The following is a 20,959-nucleotide window of genomic DNA, read 5'->3' as shown; positions in this document are numbered from 1 at the left end:
CATGGCTGACTTGTCGGCATTTCGAGACTCCTATCGTCAAGAAAAGCAAGCGTTGTGGGCCAACATTGCCAACAGCGCAGCCAATGGCCGTGGTTTGAAACGCAGCCTGATGCGATTGGCCACGCTGGCCGACAAATTATTGATCCAACTGTGGAACCAAGCTGGCTTTGACAATGGTGAAAGCCTCATTGCCGTCGGCGGTTTTGGACGGGGCGAGTTGTTCCCCTCCTCCGACTTGGATGTGCTGGTCTTGTTGCCCGACCACGCCAATCCTGATGCGTCAGAAGAACTCAAAACCAAACTTGAGAATTTCATCGGCAGTTGCTGGGACAGCGGCTTGGAAATTGGGTCGAGTGTCCGTACCCTCAAGGATTGCCTAGAGGAGTCTGCCAAAGACATCACGGTGCAAACTTCGCTGCTCGAGAGCCGCTACATCACCGGCAGCAAATCTTTGTTTGCGAAGTTTCAAAGTAGCTACCAAGCCGCCATGGACCCCCATGCTTTTTTTGTAGCCAAATCACTGGAACTTCAGCAGCGCCACAACAAATTTGAAAACACGCCCTATTCTCTTGAGCCCAATTGCAAAGAATCACCTGGTGGTTTGCGCGATTTGCAAATCATCTTGTGGGTCACACGGGCTGCAGGCTTGGGAAGTACTTGGGACGATTTGGCAATCAAAGGTTTGGCCACTCCTTTAGAAGTTAAGCAGATCAAACGCAACGAAGCCGTTTTAAGCCTCATCCGCGCAAGGCTTCATTTGCTGGCCAAACGTCGAGAAGATCGCTTGGTTTTTGATTTGCAACATGCACTGGCCGAAAGTTTTGGGTATCAAGCCAAAAGTACACCAGAGGGCAAACACACCCAGCGCGCCAGTGAAGTGCTGATGCGTCAATACTACTGGGCTGCCAAGGCTGTGACGCAGTTGAACCAAATTTTGATGCTCAACATCGAAGCGTATCTGCAAGCGCAACGCGGCGACATTCGCATTGAAGTGAGGCGTTTGAACGATCATTTTGACGAACGCAATGGTTTGTTGGAAGTGGCACAAGATGACTTGTACCAAAAGCACCCACACGCCATTCTTGAGACATTCTTGATGTACCAGCAAACGCACGGCGTGAAGGGCCTGTCAGCCAAAACCTTGCGTGCGCTCTACAACGTTCGCAACGTCATGGATGCCAAGTTTCGGCGCGATCCTGTCAACCGCGCTACATTTCTGAAAATTTTGCAGGAAAGTCAAGGCATCACGCATGCACTTCGCTTGATGAACCAAACTTCCGTGTTGGGTCGATACCTGTGGGTGTTCAGAAACATTGTGGGTCAGATGCAGCACGATCTGTTTCACGTCTATACCGTGGACCAGCACATCATGATGGTCTTGCGCAACGTCCGCCGTTTTTTCATTGCAGACCATGCGCACGAGTACCCATTTTGCTCTCAACTTGCAGCAGGATGGGACAAGCCCTACATCCTCTACACAGCCGCCCTGTTTCACGACATCGCCAAAGGGCGCGGTGGCGATCACTCGAAGTTGGGTGTGGCTGAAGTTCAACAATTTTGCAGGCATCACGGTATCCCCAAAGAAGATGCCAAGCTGATTGCTTTCTTGGTCGGGGAGCACTTGACCATGAGCCATGTGGCTCAAAAGGAAGACTTGAGCGATCCGGACGTCGTTGCAGCGTTTGCCAAACGTGTGGGCAACGAACGTCATTTAACGGCCCTGTACCTGTTGACAGTGGCCGACATTCGTGGCACCAGTCCCAAAGTGTGGAATGCCTGGAAAGGCAAGTTACTCGAAGATTTGTACAGATACACCTTGCGCGTGTTGGGCGGTCGTGCGCCTGATGCCAATGCCGAAATTGAAGCCCGTAAACGTGATGCCTTGATTGAATTGGCACGTCACTCCGAACCGCACGATGGCCAAAAGGCATTATGGGATACCTTGGACGTGGGCTACTTCATGCGTCATGACGCCAGCGAAATTGCTTGGCATGCACGCCAACTTTCGCGCTACGTTGCCAAACCTGGTGAAACCGCCATAGCCAACTTAGATGGCAAAAGCATCGTTCGCGCACGCATCTCCCCCATCGGCGAAGGCTTGCAGATTTTGGTTTACACCGCCGATCAACCCGATTTGTTTGCGCGCATTTGCGGCTATTTTGATCAAGCCGGATTTAGCATTTTGGATGCCAAAATTCACACCGCCAACAATGGCTACGCCCTCGATACATTCCAAGTAGTGACGTCTTTGCTCCCGGAGCATTACCGTGAGTTGATCACCATGGTGGAGTCTGGGTTGTGCAGCACCATTGACAGTCAAGGAACACTGCCCGCACCTACAAAAGGACGTGTCTCTCGGCGTGTGAAAAATTTCCCCATTGCACCCCGCATCACCTTGCACCCCGACGAAAAAGCCCAAAGCTGGCTCTTGGGTATTTCGGCAAGCGATCGATTGGGTTTGCTTTACAGCGTGGCCACCGTTTTGGCAAAGCACGGTATCAGCCTCAAGTTGGCCAAGATCAGTACCTTGGGTGAACGTGTAGAAGACACCTTCTTAATTGAAGGCTCTGCATTGCAACACAACCGTGAGCAAATTGAAATTGAGACCGAGTTGTTGCAAGTCTTGCAGGCTTGAAGCTGCCTAGTCGCCGCATCGGATCAGGCCTTGCTTAGCGCTTTTTGCGCGGTGGCAATCCGGTATGCTGCGTCAGCACTTGGCCCTTGCGGGGTGAACCCGTGGGGGTGCTGTTCTTGCGGCGCGCGCTCTGATACTCATCCGACAAAGGTTGCCACGTAGGAATGAGGTGGTGTTTGCCATTGCCAATCAAATCAGCACGGCCCATTGCTTTCAAGGCGTCCCTCAACAAGGGCCAGTGATTGGCATCGTGGTAACGCAAGAAAGCCTTGTGCAAACGACGACGCTTCTCCCCTTTCACAACATCCACTTTTTCACTGTCGCGTGTCACTTTGCGCAGCGGATTGCGTGTGGTGTGGTACATGGCCGTGGCGCTGGCCATGGGACTGGGGTAGAAAGTTTGAACTTGGTCTGCTCTGAAACCGTTTTTCTTGAGCCAGATGGCCAAATTCATCATGTCTTCGTCGCTGGTGCCTGGATGAGCCGCAATGAAATAAGGCACCAAAAATTGTTTCTTGCCCGCTTCTGCGCTGAACTTGTCAAACATGCTTTTGAAGCGATCGTAAGTACCAATGCCGGGCTTCATCATTTTGGACAGCGGACCCTTCTCGGTGTGCTCAGGCGCAATTTTCAGATAGCCACCGACATGGTGCGTGACCAACTCTTTGACGTACTCTGGACTCTGAACGGCCAAGTCATAACGCAAACCAGAACCGATCAGAATTTTCTTGATGCCCTTGATACTGCGGGCTTTGCGATACATCTGAACCAAAGGACCGTGGTCGGTGGTGAGGTTGCTGCAAATGCCGGGGAACACACAACTGGGTTTGCGACACGCCGCTTCAATCTCGGGACTTTTGCATCCCAAACGGTACATGTTGGCCGTAGGACCGCCCAAGTCTGAAATGACACCGGTGAAGCCTTTGACTTTGTCGCGAATGTCTTCAATTTCTCGCAGCACGGAGGCTTCACTTCGACTTTGAATGATGCGACCTTCGTGTTCGGTGATTGAACAGAAAGTACACCCGCCAAAGCAACCTCGCATGATGTTGACCGAGAAGCGAATCATCTCCCATGCAGGAATTTTGGTTGCACCATCGTGCGAACCATTTTCGTCTGCATAGCTGGGATGAGGACTGCGCGCATAGGGCAAGTCAAACACCGCATCCATTTCAGCCGTTGTCAAAGGAATGGGGGGTGGCGTCATCCACACATCACGCGCTGTATGGTCTTCGCCATGGGCTTGAACCAAACAACGTGCATTGCCTGGATTGGTCTCCAAATGCAACACACGATTGGCGTGCGCATACAGGACGGGATCGCTTTTAACTTGCTCATAACTGGGCAAGCGAATCACACTTCGATCGCGGGGAGGCACCTTGTGCAAGCCTTTGCCTTTGAGCGCTGGCATGTTGGGATTAGACACAAACTGAAGGGTTTGTTCTGTTTTCAAATTCGAAAGGCTGGCTTTGGCATTCTCTTGATTTGCCACAGCCTGTGCTTCATCCTCACGGGCACAACTGGCGCCATTGCTTTTGGCTTGCTCCGAAATCATCAAATACGGATTGATATGGGCTTCGACATGCCCTGGAGTATCAACGGTGGTTGAGTCAATTTCAAACCAGCCTTCAGGCGTTTGACGGCGCACAAACGCAGTACCTCGAACATCCGTAATTTCTTGCACAGGGACTTTGGCGGCCAAACGGTGCGCAATTTCAACCACAGCACGCTCGGCATTGCCATACAGCAACAAATCACATTTGCTATCGACCACGATGGAGCGTCGAACCTTGTCTGACCAGTAATCGTAGTGTGCAATGCGGCGCAGAGAACCCTCGATGCCACCCAGAACAATGGGCACATCTGGAAACGCTTCACGGCATCGTTGGCTGTAGACAATGGCAGCACGGTCGGGGCGTTTTCCACCGATATCGCCGGGGGTGTAGGCATCATCAGAACGAATTTTGCGATCCGCCGTGTACCGGTTAATCATGGAATCCATGTTGCCAGCTGTAACGCCCCAAAACAAATTGGGTTTGCCCAAGGCTTTGAATGGTTCAGCGCTTTGCCAGTCTGGCTGGGCAATGATGCCGACCCTGAAACCTTGCGCCTCAAGCATGCGGCCAATGACAGCCATGCCGAAGCTTGGGTGATCAACATAGGCATCGCCTGTGACCAAAATGATGTCGCAACTGTCCCAACCCAGCTGGGTCATTTCTGAACGGCTCATGGGCAAAAACGGGGCCGTGCCAAAGCGCGCTGCCCAGAACTTGCGATAACTGGTCAGGGGTTTCGCTTCACGCGGAAAAAAGGAGACATCGACGAAGGCGTTCATGAACCAACCTGGAGAGGAATCCCCCGAGTTTAGAGCCTCTACAAGGTCTGTGTCGGTTGAAAGGTCTTTCTCATCCGATAATTGAGCCATGCCCATGACTTTGCTAGCGCCGGTCGACCATGAGTTGGTCATTAAAAAAAGCCGCTTTTTGGCCCGTGTTCAGCCGGTCAAGAATCGTGCAGAGGCGCAAGCACTCGTTTTGCACCTCAAGCAAGCCCACCCCGATGCCGTTCATGTTTGTTGGGCCATGCTGGCCGGAGGTGATTCTGCGGCCCAAGACGATGGCGAACCCAGCGGCACTGCAGGAAGACCGATGCTGGAAGTCTTGCGGCATCAAGATTTGGACGGTGTGGTGGCCACCGTGGTTCGATATTTTGGGGGTATCAAACTGGGTGCGGGCGGCTTGGTCAGAGCCTATACCGATGCTGTTGCACAAGCGCTTCTGTTCGCTGAAAAGTCACCCATCGTCCCCAGAATTGAACTGATCTGTTGGGTCCCCTATGACATGGAGGGCTGGCTTCGACGGCAAGCTCAAATGGCGGAAGTCAGTATTTTGAGTGTCAGCCATGAAAGTTTGGTTCAATTTGTACTGGAAATTCCCAAAGCTCAGTCAGTGAAGTGGCAACAGGCACTGAACGATCTGGGCCAAGGCAAATTGGTCTGGGCAGATGCAAATACCGGTTCTGCGTCTCAAGGATAATTGACGCATGACTTCTGAAGAATCTGAAATTCGACAACCCCAATCAAAGACCGAACTCTTCGTTGCTTTCACCCTGATGGCTCTTCAGGGTGTTGGCGGCGTCTTGGTCATCGTTCAACACGAATTGGTCAACCGTCGAAAGTGGCTCACACAAGCGCAATTTGTGGAGGAATGGTCGGTAGCGCAAGTCATGCCAGGCCCCAATGTGGTCAACCTTTGCTTGATGTTGGGCGGAAAATATTTTGGTCTCGCGGGTGCACTGGCTGCAGTCAGTGGCCTGATCATGGCGCCCATGCTGCTGGTCTTGACCTTGGCCATTTTGTTCGGTGGCGTGTCAGACAGTGCTGTGGCACAAGGTGCGCTCAAAGGCATGGGGGCTGTGTCGGGCGGCTTGATCATTGCAACAGGCTTGAAACTCTCCAAGACAATGCCTCAAAACCCGCTCGGGCTTTGGCTGGCCATTACCTTTGCCCTTATCACTTTCGCGGCGGTTGGTATTTTTCGCATTTCTTTGATTTGGGTCTTGCTCGGCTTAGGGCTGCTCGCTTGCCTACTCACTTACCGTGCTTTGGGGATCACATCCAAGCTGCAAGAGGGTGACACCAAATGAATGAGGTCTTGAATTTAAGTCCTCAGGATTGGCTGAGTCTGTTCACGCACTTTGCCCTGCTGTCAGTGCTTGGCGTGGGAGGTGCCATCACCACCGCGCCTGAAATGCATCGGTATTTGGTGGACGAGAAAAATTGGCTGACCGATGCCTCATTCTCCTCATCAATCGCATTGGCTCAGTCAGCCCCTGGCCCCAATGTGTTGTTTGTGGCTTTGATGGGATGGAACATTGGCCTCAATGCGGGTGGCGGATTGTCTGCAGGTCCGCATGCATGGGCGTTAGGCATGATGGGTGTATTCATCACCATGGTGGGCATCATGCTGCCCTCCTCCATCTTGACGTACCAAGCCACTCAATGGACCCATAAAAATCGAAATTTACGCTCTGTGCGCGCCTTCAAATCTGGCATGGCCCCTATTGTCATTGGCCTGTTGGTGTCGACCGGATGGTTGCTGTCAGCCGCTCACCGAGACTTTCAGCAAGACTGGAAGCTTTGGTTGGTCACGGCGGCTGCAACGGTATTGATGCTGAGAACCAATTTGCATCTGCTGTGGATGATTGCCATTGGTGGCGTTTTGGGTGGTGCTGGCCTGCTTTAAGCCAGACGTTGCCGCACGGCTTCAAACAAGCAAACACCACTGGCCACAGACACATTCAGGCTTTCAACAGCGCCTTGCATCGGGATGCTAACCAACTCATCGCAGGTCTTGCGCGTTAATTGACGCATGCCTGGACCTTCTGCACCCAGCACCAACGCAACAGGCGCTTTGAGGTCCACCTGGTAAATATTTTTGGACGCGTCACCACTGGTACCAATCACCCAAATGGCGCGTTCTTTCAATTCACCCAAAGTGCGCGCCAAATTGGTCACCATGAAATAAGGGACTGTTTCAGCAGCACCACTGGCCACCTTGGCCACTGTGGCATTGATGCCAGCAGCATGGTCCTTTGGGGCAATGACGGCATGCGCACCGGCGCCATCGGCCACACGCAAGCATGCACCTAAGTTATGGGGGTCCGTGATGCCATCCAAAACCAACAGCAAAGGTGGCCCTTGAACTTGATCTAACAAATCGTCGAGGGAATGCGCTTGGGGCAGTGTTTCTACGCGCGCAGCCACGCCTTGGTGGCCGTGGCTGCCGGCCAACTTGGCCAAACGCATGCTGTCTGCTTCAATGAGTCGAACACCGGCCTCTTGAGCGCGTTCAATGAATTGGCGCATGCGAGCATCGCGGCGGGTGGACTCGAAATAAATTTCAACAATGGATTGCGGTGCCGTTTTCAAACGGACACCCACGGCATGAAAGCCAAACAGAACTTTGGGAGAAGACATGCCCCGATTATCCTTGGGATATGAGCTGTCCAGCTTGCAAAGTGAGCGTTCTATGGCAACGCTGGGCCAATTTGTGGTCGTGTGTGACCAAAATGAGGGTGGTCCCTCGGGCTTGATTCATGGAGAGCATCAAATCCATGATGCTTTCACCGGTTTGCGCATCGAGACTGCCTGTCGGCTCATCCGCCAACAAAAGCTGAGGCTGAACCACAAAAGCCCTGGCCAATGCCACCCGTTGTTGCTCCCCACCACTCAACACTTTGGGGAAATGCGTCAAACGCTGCGACAAGCCAACCTGGGTCAGTATGTCCTTGGCCAAACGAGATGCATCTCGATGACCCGCCAGCTCTAGTGGCAACATGACGTTTTCCAGCGCGGTCAAATGCCCCATGAGTTGAAAATTCTGAAAGACAAATCCCAATTGCTGACCGCGCCATGCTGCACGTTCGTCTTCTGACATGTCAAACAAAGATTTGCCCGCCAACATGACACGACCCTCTGTAGGCGTATCAAGGCCCGCCATCAATGACAACAATGTACTTTTGCCCGAGCCGGATGCGCCCAAAATGGCCACAGTCTCCCCAGCTTTTACGGTGAAATCAATATCACGCAAAATAGACAGCGTTCCGCTGACATCCTGTACGGCTTTGCTGACGTGCTGGATTGAAATGATTGTTTCTGACATGCACCTACCTTTATTGCGATTTCGACACTTTAACCGCCTTGTTGTGGGCTTGTTGGCCATGGGTTTATCTGTTGCGACGAGCTTTGCGCAAAACACCTCAACACAGACACCCACACAAGCCCCCAAAGTCTTGATCGTGGGAGATTCACTGAGTGCCGAGTATGGACTGACGCGTGGCACAGGCTGGGTCGATCACATGGCCCAACAAGCCCAGCGCGAATCAACGCCCGTTCAATTGATCAATGCCAGCATCAGTGGTGACACAACTTCAGGGGGCGTCACGCGACTGCCCTCGCTGCTCAAACTTCACCAACCCCATGTGGTCATCATTGAGCTGGGGGGCAACGACGCATTGCGAGGCTTGGACATGAACCTGACCCAAAGCAATTTGTTGACGATGATCAAAGCCAGTCAAGCAACGGGTGCCAAGGTGTTGGTGATTGCGATGCAAGTCCCGCCCAACTACGGCGCCAATTACCTGAAGCAAATGTCAACGGCTTATGAAAAGGTCAGCAAGTCGACGGGAGCAGCCTTGAACCAGCAGTTTCTCAAAGGCGTTGCAGACGACCCCGATCCCTTGAAGTGGTTTCAGGCCGACCGCATTCATCCAAACGAAAAAGCACAGCCCTTGATGATGAAAAATGTGTGGCCGCAATTGAAAAAAATGCTACAGGCAAAGCCTTAAAAGAAAAGCAATTCAGGGCTGTTGCAAATTGGACTGAGAAGTATGGGGCTCTGAATTCGAATCTGAATCTTGACCCAGTTCTGGGTCATTGGACTCACCGTCGGGCGAGTCCAATTTGCGCTCAGCTTTGGCTTTCAGTTTGTCTTCTTTCTTGCGCTTCTTCGCCAATTCTTTTTGACGTTTTTCGTAGCCGTAATTGGGAGTTGCCAAGATGTTTCTTTCTAATGAATGGGATCCACTGTATCAGCTTGCCATCCATCTCTTGGCAAATTGATCAAATATTCAAGCAGCGCGTTGCGGCTTGTGACAAATCAGCCATCAAATCATCGGCAGATTCAAATCCCGTAGAGAATCGAACCAAGAAGCCTGGCTGCAACTGTGCAGGCCAATCGGAGCGCATGCTGGCGATGTTGTAAGGCACCACCAAACTCACAGGGCCGCCCCAACTGTAGCCAATTTTGAAGAGCTTCAAAGTGTCGCAAAACGCATCCACTTGAGTTTGCGTCAGTTTGGGGCTTAGCATGACACTGAACAGACCCGCCGCATGACCGGCCCCCCCATGAGGGGCACACAAAGCTTTCCAGTGAGCGTGGCCAGGCGAGCCTTCAATGGCAGGATGCATCACTTGCACACACGCCGTTTGGGATTGCCACCAAGTGGCCAATTTTCGAGCTGTTTGATCTTGAGCCTCGTAGCGCAATGTGATGGTGGGCAGTGAACGCAAAATCGACTCGACATCGTTGGGCCCCACACAAATGCCCAATCGCATCATGGTCAGTTTGAGCTTCATGGCCAAACCATCGTCACAGGTCATGACGCTGCCCATCAGGACATCGCCACCCCCACTGGGGTACTTGGTCAAGGCATGGGCTGTCATGTCAACAGACAGACTGCCGTCGCCTAACAAATCAAAGGGCTTGAAAGCCAAGCCTGCGCCCCAAGTGTTGTCCAAGGCCGTGATCACCGAGTGCGTTTTGCATGTTTGAACCAACGCAATGAGGTCAGGAAACTCCATGCTGACAGAGCCTGGCGCCTCCAGCCAAACCAGCTTGGTGTTGGCTTGAATTTTGTCAGCCAGGTCTTTGGGATTCATGGCATCGTAGTACGTGTGCGTGATGCCAAAGGACTGCAATTCACCTTCCGCCAAGGTTTTGTTGGGGCCATACGAATTGTCTGGCAGGAGCACGTGGTCGCCAGTTTTCAGAACGGCAAATGCCGCCACCGCCAATGCGGACAAACCACTGGGCGTGAGGACGCAATGTTTGCCACCTTCTAAGGTGCAAAGGCGTTCTTCTAAGGTGAAGGATGAGGGGGTACCGTGTGTGCCGTAGGTGTAGGCAGATTTGTCTTTCCACTCTCGCTGGCGCATGGCGGCCACATTGGGAAAGAAAACCGTTGAGGCTTTGAAAATACCCGGCTGAGGCGCTTGGAACTCAGCCGGTGGCGTGTAGCCGTGGTGTATCAGTTGGGTTGACGTGTGGGATGTGTTTTTTTCAGACATCCCAACATCCTACCTTCAGACTTTCCACTTTTCCATCAATTTTTCTGGATTGAGGCTGTCATAGCCTTCAAATGGTTGATGAATCCAAGGGTTGGTAGGCAAAAAGTCAACCGAGTAATCAGGCTGAAAACCGGAAACACCCTTTGTCCAAATCACGGCACTGCGCAATTCAGTGATGGGCTTGTAGTTGGTTTTGAGCATATTGACCACCGCGTTCAAGGTGTGACCCGAGTCGGCCAAATCGTCCACCAACAAAACACGGCCAGCGATCTCGCCTTTAGGGGTTGTGATGAAACGGGCGATGTCCAAGTGACCTTGAACAGTGCCTGCATCTGCGCGATAAGAGCTGGTCGACATGATGGCCAAAGGCTTGTCAAAAATACGCGACAAAATGTCGCCTGGACGCATGCCGCCACGGGCCAAGCACAAGATGGTGTCAAATTCCCAGCCGGATTGGTGCACCTTGATGGCCAGCTTTTCAATCAGGTTGTGGTACTCGTCGTAGCTTACGTACAGGTGTTTGCCGTCTTCAGTCAGCATGAATTTTCTCCGATGGTTTTTTCACTGCACACCAAAGTGCAATGAGGTGTTGAAAATGAATTAATGAGTGGCCGCAAAGGGGTTGTGCATCAAGATGGTGTGATCACGGTCTGGGCTGGTGGAGACCATGTGAATGGGTACACCCGTAACCTCTTCAATGCGTTGCAAATACAAACGGGCATTGACTGGCAATTTGTCCAACTGCGTCACACCGACCGTGCTGTCAGTCCAGCCTTGAATGGTTTCATAAATGGGTTTGCAACGGGCAATGTCATCGGCCCCCATCGGCAGAATGTCGACAACTTCGCCATCGAGTTCGTAACCTGTGCAGAGTTGCAACTCTTTCAAGCCATCCAACACATCCAGCTTGGTAATGCACAAGCCCGACAAGCCATTGACTTGTGCGCTGCGCTTGAGCAAAGCGGCATCGAACCAACCACAGCGGCGGCTGCGGCCAGTGGTCACACCTTTTTCAGCGCCCACCGTGCTCATGTGCCAACCGGGTGTGCCTTCTTTTTCCCATTCTAGTTCGGTCGGGAAAGGACCGCCGCCGACGCGTGTGCAATATGCTTTGGTAATGCCCAACACGTAGTGCAACATGCCAGGGCCGACACCTGAGCCCGCTGCGGCATTGCCTGCCACGCAATTGCTGGAAGTGACATAAGGATAAGTGCCGTGATCGATGTCGAGCAAAGTACCTTGTGCACCTTCAAACAGCAAGTTGGCACCTAAACGATGTGCATCATTGAGTTCGCGAGACACGTCGGCCATCATGGGTTTGAGCAGCGCTGCGTGTTCCATCGCCTCTTTGTAAACCACGTCAAACTGAACTTGGCCATTTTGAATGTATGGCTTGAGGGCATCACCAAAAGTGAATTTCTCTGAACCCAAGAAAGTGGTTAGCACATGGTTGTGCAAGTCCAACAACTCTTTAAGCTTGCCTGCAAATCGTTCTGGATATTTCAAGTCTTGAACACGCAGTGCACGACGCGCAATTTTGTCTTCGTAGGCAGGGCCAATGCCACGACCTGTCGTGCCAATTTTCTCAGCGCCACCCTGTTCGCGCGCCGCTTCGCGTGCCACATCAATGGCCGCATGGAATGGCAAGATCAAAGGACAGGCTTCGCTGATGCGCAAACGCGAGCGCACTTCAACACCCGCTTTTTCCAGGCCCGCAATTTCTTCAAACAACTTCCCAGCGGACAGCACCACACCATTGCCGATGTAACACTTCACGCCAGGGCGCATGATGCCACTGGGAATCAAATGCAGCGCTGTTTTGACGCCATTGATCACCAAGGTGTGGCCTGCGTTGTGACCGCCTTGAAAGCGCACAACACCTTGTGCACTTTCAGTCAGCCAGTCCACTAATTTACCCTTGCCCTCGTCACCCCACTGGGTGCCCACAACGACAACGTTACGTCCTTTGGTCATGTTCATTTTGCTTTGTTTTCAATGGCTTTAACTACCCACTGCCCCGCCACTTCGATGAGTTGGCGATCACATTGGAATTCATCAATTTCGCTGTCGTGTCCCGGCAAGATACAGACAACTGTTTCGCCTTGATGGCGAAGTTTGGCAATCGCCAAACGCAAATCAGGCGACATTCCCCAAGGTGCGCGAATGGCCGCCTTGAGCGTGAGTTGAGGCACTGCACCGACCCACTGCTTCAGATCCAAACTGAAACCGACAGCTGGCCGATCTCGGCTGATTTCGTGGCCGAACACAGCACCCACACCGTCATAACGACCACCGCGAACCACTGCGTCACTGGCGCCTTTGGCATAAATTGCAAATCGCAGTCCGCTGTAATACGCATAGCCACGAGCGTCGGCTAAATCAAATTTAAATTGAACTTGCGGCAGTTGTTCACTGAGCCATTTCAACTGTTCAATGGCCAATTGGATTTTGGGCTTGGCGGGCAATATGGCCAGTGCACGGTTCAAGACAGATGCATCGCCGTACAAATCAATGAGACTCATCAATCCAGCTTGAATGTCCGTTGGAAATTTTTGAGTCAATTCAGCAAGGGCAGAAGAATTTTTGGACGCCAAGGCGGCATACACATCGCCCCGCGTGGCTTCATTCAAAGACAAGCCTTCAAGCAAGCTGCTGACAATTCGCGCATCGGCCAAGTCCACCAGCACCTCACCCATTTGCGCTGCATGCAAACAGTCAAGGGCCAATTGCAAGACTTCTAAATCGGCCTCTAGGCCTGCGTGACCAAAAATTTCGGCGCCCAATTGCAAAGGCTCGCGCGTGGCGTGCGGACGGTCGGGTTGGGTGTGTAAAACGGGGCCACAGTAGCAAAGGCGAGTGACGCCTTGGCGGTTGAGCAAATGCGCATCAATGCGCGCAACTTGTGGCGTGGTGTCGGCACGCAAACCCATCATGCGACCTGATATTTGATCGACCAGTTTGAAGGTTTGAAGGTCAAGGGCCTTGCCTGTGCCAGTGAGCAAAGACTCAATGTGCTCCAGCAGGGGCGGCGACACCAACTCAAAGCCATAGCTTCGGGCTGTGTCTAAAAGCAATCTTCGGAGTTCTTCGATGTGTCTGGCTTCTGAAGGCAAGACATCGGCGATGTGATCCGGGAGGACCCAAGCGGACATGGCAAATAAGGGGGCTGTTAAAACAGGGATTTTACCGGTTCAAACAGGGTCTAAATGAGCCAAATTAAAAGAAAGAAGCCAAGCAAGACAACGGCCAGGCCAAAAAATCGAATTTGACCGTCTTGGAGTTGCAACAACTGAGTGAACATTTCACGCCATCGGGTGGGTGAAATGAGGGGCAAAAGCCCCTCAAAAATCAAAACCAGGGCAATTGCCGCCAGGATGGAGGCCCCAAAGTCCACTTATTTCTTAGCAGGTGCTGCAACGGGTGCAGGTGCTACGTTGCCCCGCATGGTTTTGAAAAAGTCTGAATTGCTAGGGTCCAAGACCATGACATCGCTCTTCTTGGCAAAGCTGGCTTTGTAAGCATCTAAGCTGCGATAAAACTGTGCGAACTGAGGATCACGTCCAAAAGCTTCGTTGTAAATGCGTGCTGCCTGAGAATCGCCCTGCCCTTTGATTTTTTGGGCTTCGCGGTATGCATTGGCAATCGTCACTTCGCGTTGACGATCCGCATCGGCTCGGATTTTTTCACCTTCGGCCGCACCGGTTGAACGAAGCTCATTGGCAACGCGTTTGCGTTCGGCCTCCATTCGTCGGTAAACAGACTCAGTGATGGCATCGACATAGTCAGCGCGCGTGATGCGCACATCCACCACATCAACACCCCAAGGCTTGTCGCCCCGCACCTTTTCCAAGACTTCACGTTTGACGTCGTTCATCAGAACATCGCGGCTCAAAGACAACAAATCCTTGACCGTGCGTTTGTTAATTTCCTCTTGAAAAGCGTTGCGAACGACACGGTTCAATTGATTGGCCCCTGACTTTTCGTCCAAGCCAACGTTACGAATGTAGGCCATTGGATCGGTGATGCGCCAACGCACGTACCAGTCAATGACCACACGCTGCTTTTCTGCAGTCAACATGGGTTCGGTGTCTGGGCTGTCCAAAGTCAACAAACGTTTGTCGATGTAGGTGACATTTTGAAGGGGCGGCGGCAACTTGATGTTCAGACCTGGCTCGGTAATCACTTCTTTGATTTGACCGAGTGCATAAACCACGCCAAATTGGCGTTGATCCACCACGAACAACATTGAACTGGCCAAAGCCAAGACCAGCAACAGGGACGTGGCCCACATTCCAATACGATTCATTTTGCTGAGTCCTTAACGAATATCACGGTCACGAGAGCGAAGGCTGTCTCGAGATCTGGGGTCAACAGGTGGCGCGACTTGCGCAGGGGCAGCTGACGCGGCATTGCCGTTGGCATTAACCTCCGGGGTAGCGCCTGGGGCCAAGGGTGAACTGGTGACTTGCATCAATTTGTCCAAGGGCAAATACATCAGGTTGGAACCCTGTTTGCTGTCCACCACCACCTTGGTGACGTTGGTGTAAATCTGCTGCATGGCGTCAAGGTACATGCGATCACGCGTCACCTGAGGGGCTTTTTGGTACTCGGGCAACACCGCTTTGAAGCGTTGTGCGTCACCTTCGGCCTGCGCCACAATTCGCTCGCGATAGGCCTGCGACTCTTCTTTCAAACGAGACGCTGCACCCACTGCACGTGGTACCACATCGTTGGCGTAAGCTTGCGCTTCGTTTTTAGCGCGTTCACGTTCTTGCCCCGCTTTGAGCACATCGTCGAATGCAGCCTGCACTTGCTCGGGTGGACGCACGCCACCTTGCTGCAAGTTGATGCCAACTACTTCAATGCCCACCTTGTAACGGTCCAGAATGTTTTGCATCAGCGCACGAACGCGCGGTGCAATTTGATCTCGCTCTTCTGCAAGGGCTGAGTCCATTTTCATTTTGCCGACCACTTCACGCACAGCTGTTTCAGCAGCTTGAACGACGGCTTCGGTGGGATTTTTGCTTTCAAACAAATAGGCGCGTGCATCGTTCAAACGGTACTGCACTGCAAATTTAATTTCGACGATGTTCTCGTCTTCCGTCAGCATGGCGGATTCACGCAAACCGGTGGCCTTGATGACATTGTCGCGGCCAATGTCAACTGAACGAATTTGAGTCACAAACACCAACTCATGCTTTTGAATGGGATAAGGCAAGCGCCAATTAAAACCAGCACCAACAGTGGCTTTGTACTTGCCAAACTGCGTGATCACAGCTTGTTGACCCTCTTGCACAATGAAGAAGCCAGTGCCCATCCAGATCAGCAACAAAGCGCCCAAAATAACGCCAACACCTAAATTCCTGAAGACAGGGGGAATGCCATTGGGAGAAGCGCCGTTGGGTGGACCTTTGTGGGGTGGTCCGCCATTTTTGCCACCCAAGAACTGAGACAGCTTGCGATTCAGATCACGCCAAAGTTCGTCCAAATCAGGGGGACCCGATTGGGCACCCGGTTTGTTGGAAGATGAACCCGAAGGATTGCCATGGGGTTGTTGAGACTGGCCAGAGGGCGGCGCGGAAGGATGCGAGCTGTCTTGCCCCTCTTGGGATGGCTTGTCGTCTCCACGACCCCAGCGCGGGTCGTTCAAATTGAACATGCCGCGAATGCGTTGCGGAATGGCTGTCCAGCCTAAAGCACGGGGATTAAAGTTCATTTGTTTTCTAGCTGATTGATCTGCTTGCACTCATTGTGCCCAATCCCAGTGTGAATTATGGGAGGTCATCTGAATTTTCCCCGAAATTATCAAGGGCAAAACGTGGATCTGTTGCTGGCGTGTGCTCTGCCGAGTCCTTCATGACTTCTTGGGCCAGCCATTGACGCAACAACGGCAAGCCTTCGCCAGACTGCGCACTGACAAAAATGCGGGTCAGTGCCTGGCCATCCACGTCGTATTCGTCTTGAAAAGCCAAAGGACGACGCTCTGGGGGAAGGTTGTCTATTTTGTTAAATAAAAGCCATTGAGGCACGTGATCGGCCCCGATTTCATGCAAAACACGCTGAACTTCCGTCATTTGTTCTGGGAAATTGGGATTGGACGCATCCACCACGTGAATCAACAAGTCGGCATCAGCAGCCTCTTGCAGGGTGGCTTGAAACGCATCGATCAAACCATGAGGCAAATCACGAATGAAACCCACCGTGTCTGAGACCGAAGCACTGCGGGCCGCCTCACCCAGATACAGCTGACGTGTGGTGGTGTCGAGGGTGGCAAACAACTGATCAGCGGCATAAGCTCTTGCCTTGACCAAGGCATTGAACAAAGTTGATTTTCCCGCGTTGGTGTAACCCACCAAAGAAACATTGAAAGCGTTACGACGATCTCGCTGACGCCTTTGCGTCGACCTTTGTTTTTTGACTTTGGTCAAGCGCTCTTTGGTGCGCTTGATGGCGTCACTGATCATGCGCCGGTCCAATTCGATTTGAGTCTCGCCAGGACCACCCCGTGTGCCAATGCCACCACGCTGCCGCTCCAAGTGCGACCAACGTCGAACCAAGCGCGTGCTGAGGTACTGCAGGCGGGCCAACTCAACCTGCAATTTACCTTCATGGCTGCGCGCGCGTTGCGCAAAAATCTCCAAAATAAGGAGTGTTCTATCGTTGACTGGAAGACCCATGTGACGCTCTAGGTTGCGCTGTTGCGCTGGGCTGAGCGATTGATCGAACAGAATTTCACGAGCACCCATTTGCTCGGCCATGAATTTAATTTCGTCTGCCTTACCTGAACCCACAAACAATGCCGCATCGGGGGCTTTGCGCTTGCAGGTTATTTTGGCCACGGGCTGCATGCCCGCAGTGAGGGCCAATTGGCTAAGTTCATCCAGTTCACCATCGAAATGTGGCAAACCAAAATCAACACCGACCAACAAGGCCGGCGTTGAATCCACCGGTTCTTTGCTCAAAAGAAAATTTAAGCAGGCGTGTCTTCAGCAGCGTCAGTACCGGAAAGGTTCACTGCGCGACCAGGGACGATGGTGGAAATAGCGTGCTTGTAGACCATTTGAGTGACGGTGTTGCGAAGCAAAACGACGTACTGGTCAAAAGACTCAATTTGGCCTTGAAGCTTGATGCCATTGACCAAATAAATGGACACTGGCACATGCTCGCGGCGCAAGGCGTTGAGGAAGGGATCTTGCAAAAGTTGCCCTTTGTTGTTCACGATATTCTCCGTGTTCTGAAATAAATTAAGGGTTTTACCTTAACACAAGCTTGGAAGGCATTGAGAAATGCAATCTTTAAAAACCTTACAAATCAGTCCGAATCTTTGTCGGCGTAGGGATTTTGCGACGTTTTCATCTCAATTCGAAGGGGTGTACCCGAGAGGTCAAAGTGCTTCCTGAAGCGCCCTTCCAAATAACGCTTGTAGGTTTCTGTCACATGCTCCAGTGAATTGCCATGAATCACAATGACAGGCGGATTCATCCCGCCTTGATGGGCATATCGCAGCTTGGGTCGGAACATGCCGCCACGCTGTGGACTTTGGAACTGCACTGACTCCAACAGCAATCGTGTCAAAACCGGTGTGGTCATTTTGACCATGGCAGATTTGTGCGCCTGGGAAATGGACTTCCATACGGGGCCCAGACCTTGGCGCTTTTTGGCAGATATGGTGTGAAGGTTCGCAAATTTGAGGAATGGCAATCGGTTCTCAATGGAACGGTGCACCAACTCACGTTGGTACTCATCCACGGCATCCCACTTGTTCACTGCCAAGACAACGGCTCGACCGCTTTCCAAAATAAATCCGGCAATGTGGGCGTCTTGCTCGGTCACACCCTGTGTGGCATCGAGTAACAGCAAGACAACATTGGCAGATTCAATGGCTTGCAAAGTCTTCACCACCGAAAACTTTTCAATGGCTTCAAAAACTTTGCCCTTGCGCCTCAGACCCGCCGTATCAATCAGTTCAAATTTTTGACCATCGCGCTCAAATGGAACCGTGATAGCGTCTCGCGTGGTGCCAGGCATGTCAAAAGCGACCAAGCGCTCTTCGCCCAACCAAGTGTTGATGAGCGTTGATTTGCCAACGTTGGGGCGCCCCGCCACTGCCAGTTTCACGACCGTCGTGTCAACTTCTGAATCTTCATCGTCTTCAGGCAACATGAGCGGGTCCAGTGCCAGCTCGACCAGGCTTCTGACGCCTTGACCATGTGCGGCCGATACAGGAATCACGTCACCCAGACCCAATTCGTAAAACTCACTGATTTGGACGCCTTCTCGCATGCCTTCGGCTTTGTTGGCCACCAACAAACAGGGCTTGCCAATTCTTCGAAGGTATTTGGCGATGTCGTGATCTTGCGCTGACACACCAGCGCGAGCATCCACCACAAACACAACCACGTCAGCCTCTGCGACAGCTTGTTGCGTTTGTTTGGCCATTTCTTTGTAGATACCAGAACTGGCGTCGGGCTCGAAACCGCCTGTGTCAATGACGATGTACTCGTAGCGGCCCTGCCGGCCTTGGCCGTAATGACGATCGCGGGTCAGTCCTGCAAAATCGGCGACGATGGCATCGCGACTTTTGGTAAGACGGTTAAAGAGCGTGGACTTGCCTACATTGGGGCGTCCGACCAAAGCCAGTACGGGTTTCAAATCAATCTTTCAGTTGGGTGTTAGTTGGCACGCAGGGCTTGAACCAAGCCACTCTTCGTGATCACAACCCAAGTTTTTCCATGAGGAACGGGCGGCATGGCAATGCCAGAAGCATCAATTTGAATCCGCGCAAGCGTTTGACCATTGCCTGCATCCATCCAATGCAACCACCCCAAATCATCGCCCACCACCAACTGTCCATCGGCTGCCGCTGGTGCAGTCAGGCCACGAAAGCGCAAGGCTTCAGATTGCCACAAGACTTGACCGCCTGCTCGGTTCCAAGCCACCAATTTGCCGTCGGACTCAGCGCCAAAAAGAGCTGCCTGTGAACCACTCACACCGACATGACCTTGTGAAGCACGGGTCCAAAGGTTGCTTCCTCTTTGTGCGTCAACGCAGGTCACTGAAGTTTGGAAAGCACGAGCGCAAACGACGTTGTTCACACGCGAAACACCCGAGACCAAGTCAACCAAACGTTCAACTTCGTTCGTACCGCGGGATGAACCAATGGTGACCTCCCAACGTGTGACGCCATTGCTTGGGTTCATGGCCACCAGTCGACCTGAAAGACCCACCAGCAAGTTGTCTTGATAACTGGTCAAGATGCCCGCTTGCTTCAGGACCAGGGCATCACCCGTGCGCTGCTGACTCCAAAGTTTTTGACCCGAAGCGCCATCAAAAGCGATCACAGTTCGATCGGCTGTGAGTACAAAAACACGGCCACCTGCCACCAAGGGCGCAGTGAAGGACAAAGCTGGCAACTTCACTTTCCACAAAACTTTGGCATCGGCAACTGTCACCAACTCGTTGGACTTGGTGATGACAGACAGGCGATTGCCATCGGTTCCAACACCCGCAGACAGTGATGTGTTCAATGCGAAGCGCCATGCCTCGGTGCCTGTTTCAGCATTCACCAAACTCAGCAAACCATTTGCGCTTGCAAGGGCCAATTGAGTGCCGTTCAATTGAGCTGTGAGAGGCGCAGAGACGGGTCCGATCTGAGTTGACCAAAGCTTGCTGACGCTAAGCTGCTCCTTGAAATCGCCCAAGGCTGTGGGCGTCGGTTTGTCTGGCGTGCTTGAACAAGCACCCAAGAGCAATGCCATGGCGGCAAAAGCTGCGAAAGCGACAAATCGTTTGTGAAGTGACATGGTCATTTCGTCGCACCCTTGGCGAGGGTTGGATCAACTCCCAAAGCATTCAATTTGGCCGCAACCAAACGGCGGTATTCAGCATTGTCTGCAAGCTGCGTCCATGCGTCCGAATAAGCTTTGACTGCTTCTGCAGGTTTGTTTTGAGCAACACCAATGTCACCCTGGACATCAGCCGCCAAGCCTGCAAAAGCTGGTGTGAAAGGCTTGGACAATGTTTTGAGTGCTTCATCGTAGGCTTTTTGCTGCGCTTGCAAATTGGCCAATCGAATGCGAGCCAATTGAGCGCTGGCCTCATCGGCTGCATTCTCGCTGGCCCATTTCAAAGCAGACTGAGCTGCTTCCATCTTTTCATTTTGTTGAAATACTTTGGCCGCCAAAAGTGCTGACTGGGCTGCAAAGGTGGTTTGTGGGAAACGCTCTTTCATGTCCCCCCAAGAGCGCTCCAGTTTGGCAACGTCACCTGATGCAGCTGTACGTTCGACTTCATCAAATAAAGCGGATGCCTTAGTCGCCTGCTGGCGTTGCCAATACTGGTAACCATTCCAGCCGACATAGGAACCCATCACGGCAATCAGCACCCAGGTTATGGCATTGCCGTATTGCTTCCAAAAGTGCTTGAGTTCGTCAAGTTGTTCTTGTTCTTCGAGGTCGAGATGTGAGGACATATTC

General features: G+C 52.4%; 21 protein-coding genes. 5 read left to right on the top strand and 16 right to left on the bottom strand.

Annotation, left to right across the window (positions count from 1 at the left end; genetic code table 11):
* The first annotated feature begins 1 nt into the window (after position 1).
* Entirely contained in the window at positions 2 to 2,635 is a 2,634-nt protein-coding gene (locus B9Z46_RS00480; protein WP_108254157.1) for a [protein-PII] uridylyltransferase, read from the top strand.
* A 34-nt stretch (positions 2,636 to 2,669) separates the two neighbouring features.
* Here the strand turns inward: B9Z46_RS00480 and B9Z46_RS00475 are convergent, their stop codons facing one another.
* On the bottom strand, positions 2,670 to 4,970 hold the full coding sequence (locus B9Z46_RS00475; RefSeq protein WP_108254156.1) for a YgiQ family radical SAM protein: 2,301 nt from the start codon (positions 4,968 to 4,970) through the stop codon (positions 2,670 to 2,672).
* An 88-nt stretch (positions 4,971 to 5,058) separates the two neighbouring features.
* Here B9Z46_RS00475 and B9Z46_RS00470 point away from each other — a divergent pair, with 88 nt between their 5' ends.
* From B9Z46_RS00470 to B9Z46_RS00460, 3 genes are read left to right on the top strand one after another with little or no spacing between them, the layout of a single operon-like run.
* Positions 5,059 to 5,670 carry a YigZ family protein gene (locus B9Z46_RS00470; protein WP_108254155.1) on the top strand — a complete coding sequence of 204 codons (612 nt, stop codon included), beginning with the start codon at positions 5,059 to 5,061 and terminating at the stop codon, positions 5,668 to 5,670.
* 7 nt (positions 5,671 to 5,677) lie between these two features.
* A complete protein-coding gene (locus B9Z46_RS00465) occupies positions 5,678 to 6,280 on the top strand; it encodes a chromate transporter (protein WP_108254154.1) in 603 nt (200 codons plus the stop codon).
* On the top strand, positions 6,277 to 6,879 hold the full coding sequence (locus B9Z46_RS00460; protein WP_108254153.1) for a chromate transporter: 603 nt from the start codon (positions 6,277 to 6,279) through the stop codon (positions 6,877 to 6,879). Before B9Z46_RS00465 ends, B9Z46_RS00460 begins: the two co-directional genes overlap by 4 nt.
* On the opposite strand, the gene rlmB is transcribed toward B9Z46_RS00460, so the two are convergent.
* Complete coding sequence (gene rlmB, locus B9Z46_RS00455; protein WP_055360794.1) at positions 6,876 to 7,613, bottom strand: 23S rRNA (guanosine(2251)-2'-O)-methyltransferase RlmB; 738 nt, start codon at positions 7,611 to 7,613, stop codon at positions 6,876 to 6,878. The genes B9Z46_RS00460 and rlmB overlap by 4 nt on opposite strands.
* Positions 7,614 to 7,620: 7 nt before the next feature.
* Positions 7,621 to 8,298, bottom strand: a complete 678-nt coding sequence (locus B9Z46_RS00450) for an ABC transporter ATP-binding protein (protein ID WP_055360795.1) — start codon at positions 8,296 to 8,298, stop codon at positions 7,621 to 7,623.
* Here B9Z46_RS00450 and B9Z46_RS00445 point away from each other — a divergent pair.
* Entirely contained in the window at positions 8,297 to 8,983 is a 687-nt protein-coding gene (locus B9Z46_RS00445; RefSeq protein ID WP_055361955.1) for an arylesterase, read from the top strand. The two genes, B9Z46_RS00450 and B9Z46_RS00445, sit on opposite strands and share 2 nt — an antisense overlap.
* Before the next feature lie 12 nt (positions 8,984 to 8,995).
* Here the strand turns inward: B9Z46_RS00445 and B9Z46_RS00440 are convergent, their stop codons facing one another.
* The 13 genes from B9Z46_RS00440 to B9Z46_RS00380 all read right to left on the bottom strand — a co-directional run bounded on the left by B9Z46_RS00440 (position 8,996) and on the right by B9Z46_RS00380 (position 20,955).
* Positions 8,996 to 9,193 carry a hypothetical protein gene (locus B9Z46_RS00440; protein ID WP_108254152.1) on the bottom strand — a complete coding sequence of 66 codons (198 nt, stop codon included), beginning with the start codon at positions 9,191 to 9,193 and terminating at the stop codon, positions 8,996 to 8,998.
* Positions 9,194 to 9,257: 64 nt separating this feature from the next.
* On the bottom strand, positions 9,258 to 10,484 hold the full coding sequence (locus B9Z46_RS00435; protein WP_108254151.1) for a PLP-dependent transferase: 1,227 nt from the start codon (positions 10,482 to 10,484) through the stop codon (positions 9,258 to 9,260).
* Positions 10,485 to 10,499: 15 nt separating this feature from the next.
* The gene (locus B9Z46_RS00430) at positions 10,500 to 11,024 is read right to left on the bottom strand and encodes a phosphoribosyltransferase (RefSeq protein ID WP_055360798.1); all 525 of its coding nucleotides are present in this window, start codon (positions 11,022 to 11,024) and stop codon (positions 10,500 to 10,502) included.
* Between the two features lie 60 nt (positions 11,025 to 11,084).
* A complete protein-coding gene (locus B9Z46_RS00425; protein ID WP_108254150.1) occupies positions 11,085 to 12,464 on the bottom strand; it encodes an adenylosuccinate synthase in 1,380 nt (459 codons plus the stop codon).
* Positions 12,461 to 13,636 carry an ATP phosphoribosyltransferase regulatory subunit gene (locus B9Z46_RS00420; protein WP_108254149.1) on the bottom strand — a complete coding sequence of 392 codons (1,176 nt, stop codon included), beginning with the start codon at positions 13,634 to 13,636 and terminating at the stop codon, positions 12,461 to 12,463. Before B9Z46_RS00420 ends, B9Z46_RS00425 begins: the two co-directional genes overlap by 4 nt.
* A 50-nt stretch (positions 13,637 to 13,686) precedes the next feature.
* Entirely contained in the window at positions 13,687 to 13,878 is a 192-nt protein-coding gene (locus tag B9Z46_RS00415) for a DUF2065 domain-containing protein (protein ID WP_199220514.1), read from the bottom strand.
* Complete coding sequence (gene hflC, locus B9Z46_RS00410; RefSeq protein WP_108254148.1) at positions 13,879 to 14,790, bottom strand: protease modulator HflC; 912 nt, start codon at positions 14,788 to 14,790, stop codon at positions 13,879 to 13,881.
* Positions 14,791 to 14,802: 12 nt separating this feature from the next.
* Positions 14,803 to 16,200 carry an FtsH protease activity modulator HflK gene (gene hflK / locus B9Z46_RS00405; protein WP_108254793.1) on the bottom strand — a complete coding sequence of 466 codons (1,398 nt, stop codon included), beginning with the start codon at positions 16,198 to 16,200 and terminating at the stop codon, positions 14,803 to 14,805.
* Positions 16,201 to 16,255: 55 nt separating this feature from the next.
* A complete protein-coding gene (hflX, locus tag B9Z46_RS00400) occupies positions 16,256 to 17,446 on the bottom strand; it encodes a GTPase HflX (protein WP_108254147.1) in 1,191 nt (396 codons plus the stop codon).
* Positions 17,447 to 17,454: 8 nt separating this feature from the next.
* Positions 17,455 to 17,703, bottom strand: coding sequence for an RNA chaperone Hfq (gene hfq / locus B9Z46_RS00395; protein WP_055360805.1), 249 nt, complete (start codon positions 17,701 to 17,703; stop codon positions 17,455 to 17,457).
* A 92-nt stretch (positions 17,704 to 17,795) separates the two neighbouring features.
* Entirely contained in the window at positions 17,796 to 19,136 is a 1,341-nt protein-coding gene (gene der, locus B9Z46_RS00390) for a ribosome biogenesis GTPase Der (protein ID WP_108254146.1), read from the bottom strand.
* 20 nt (positions 19,137 to 19,156) lie between these two features.
* Positions 19,157 to 20,287 (bottom strand): outer membrane protein assembly factor BamB, encoded by a 1,131-nt coding sequence (bamB, locus tag B9Z46_RS00385; protein ID WP_108254792.1) that lies wholly within the window; start codon positions 20,285 to 20,287, stop codon positions 19,157 to 19,159.
* A gap of 2 nt (positions 20,288 to 20,289) precedes the next feature.
* A complete protein-coding gene (locus B9Z46_RS00380) occupies positions 20,290 to 20,955 on the bottom strand; it encodes a tetratricopeptide repeat protein (protein WP_108254145.1) in 666 nt (221 codons plus the stop codon).
* Positions 20,956 to 20,959 lie beyond the last annotated feature (4 nt).

This window comes from Limnohabitans sp. Hippo4 (assembly GCF_003063605.1).
In the GTDB taxonomy this organism is placed as follows: Bacteria; Pseudomonadota; Gammaproteobacteria; order Burkholderiales; family Burkholderiaceae_C; genus Limnohabitans_A.
Note: the sequence above shows the minus strand (reverse complement) of the source record. Positions and strands in the feature narration are given on the sequence as shown.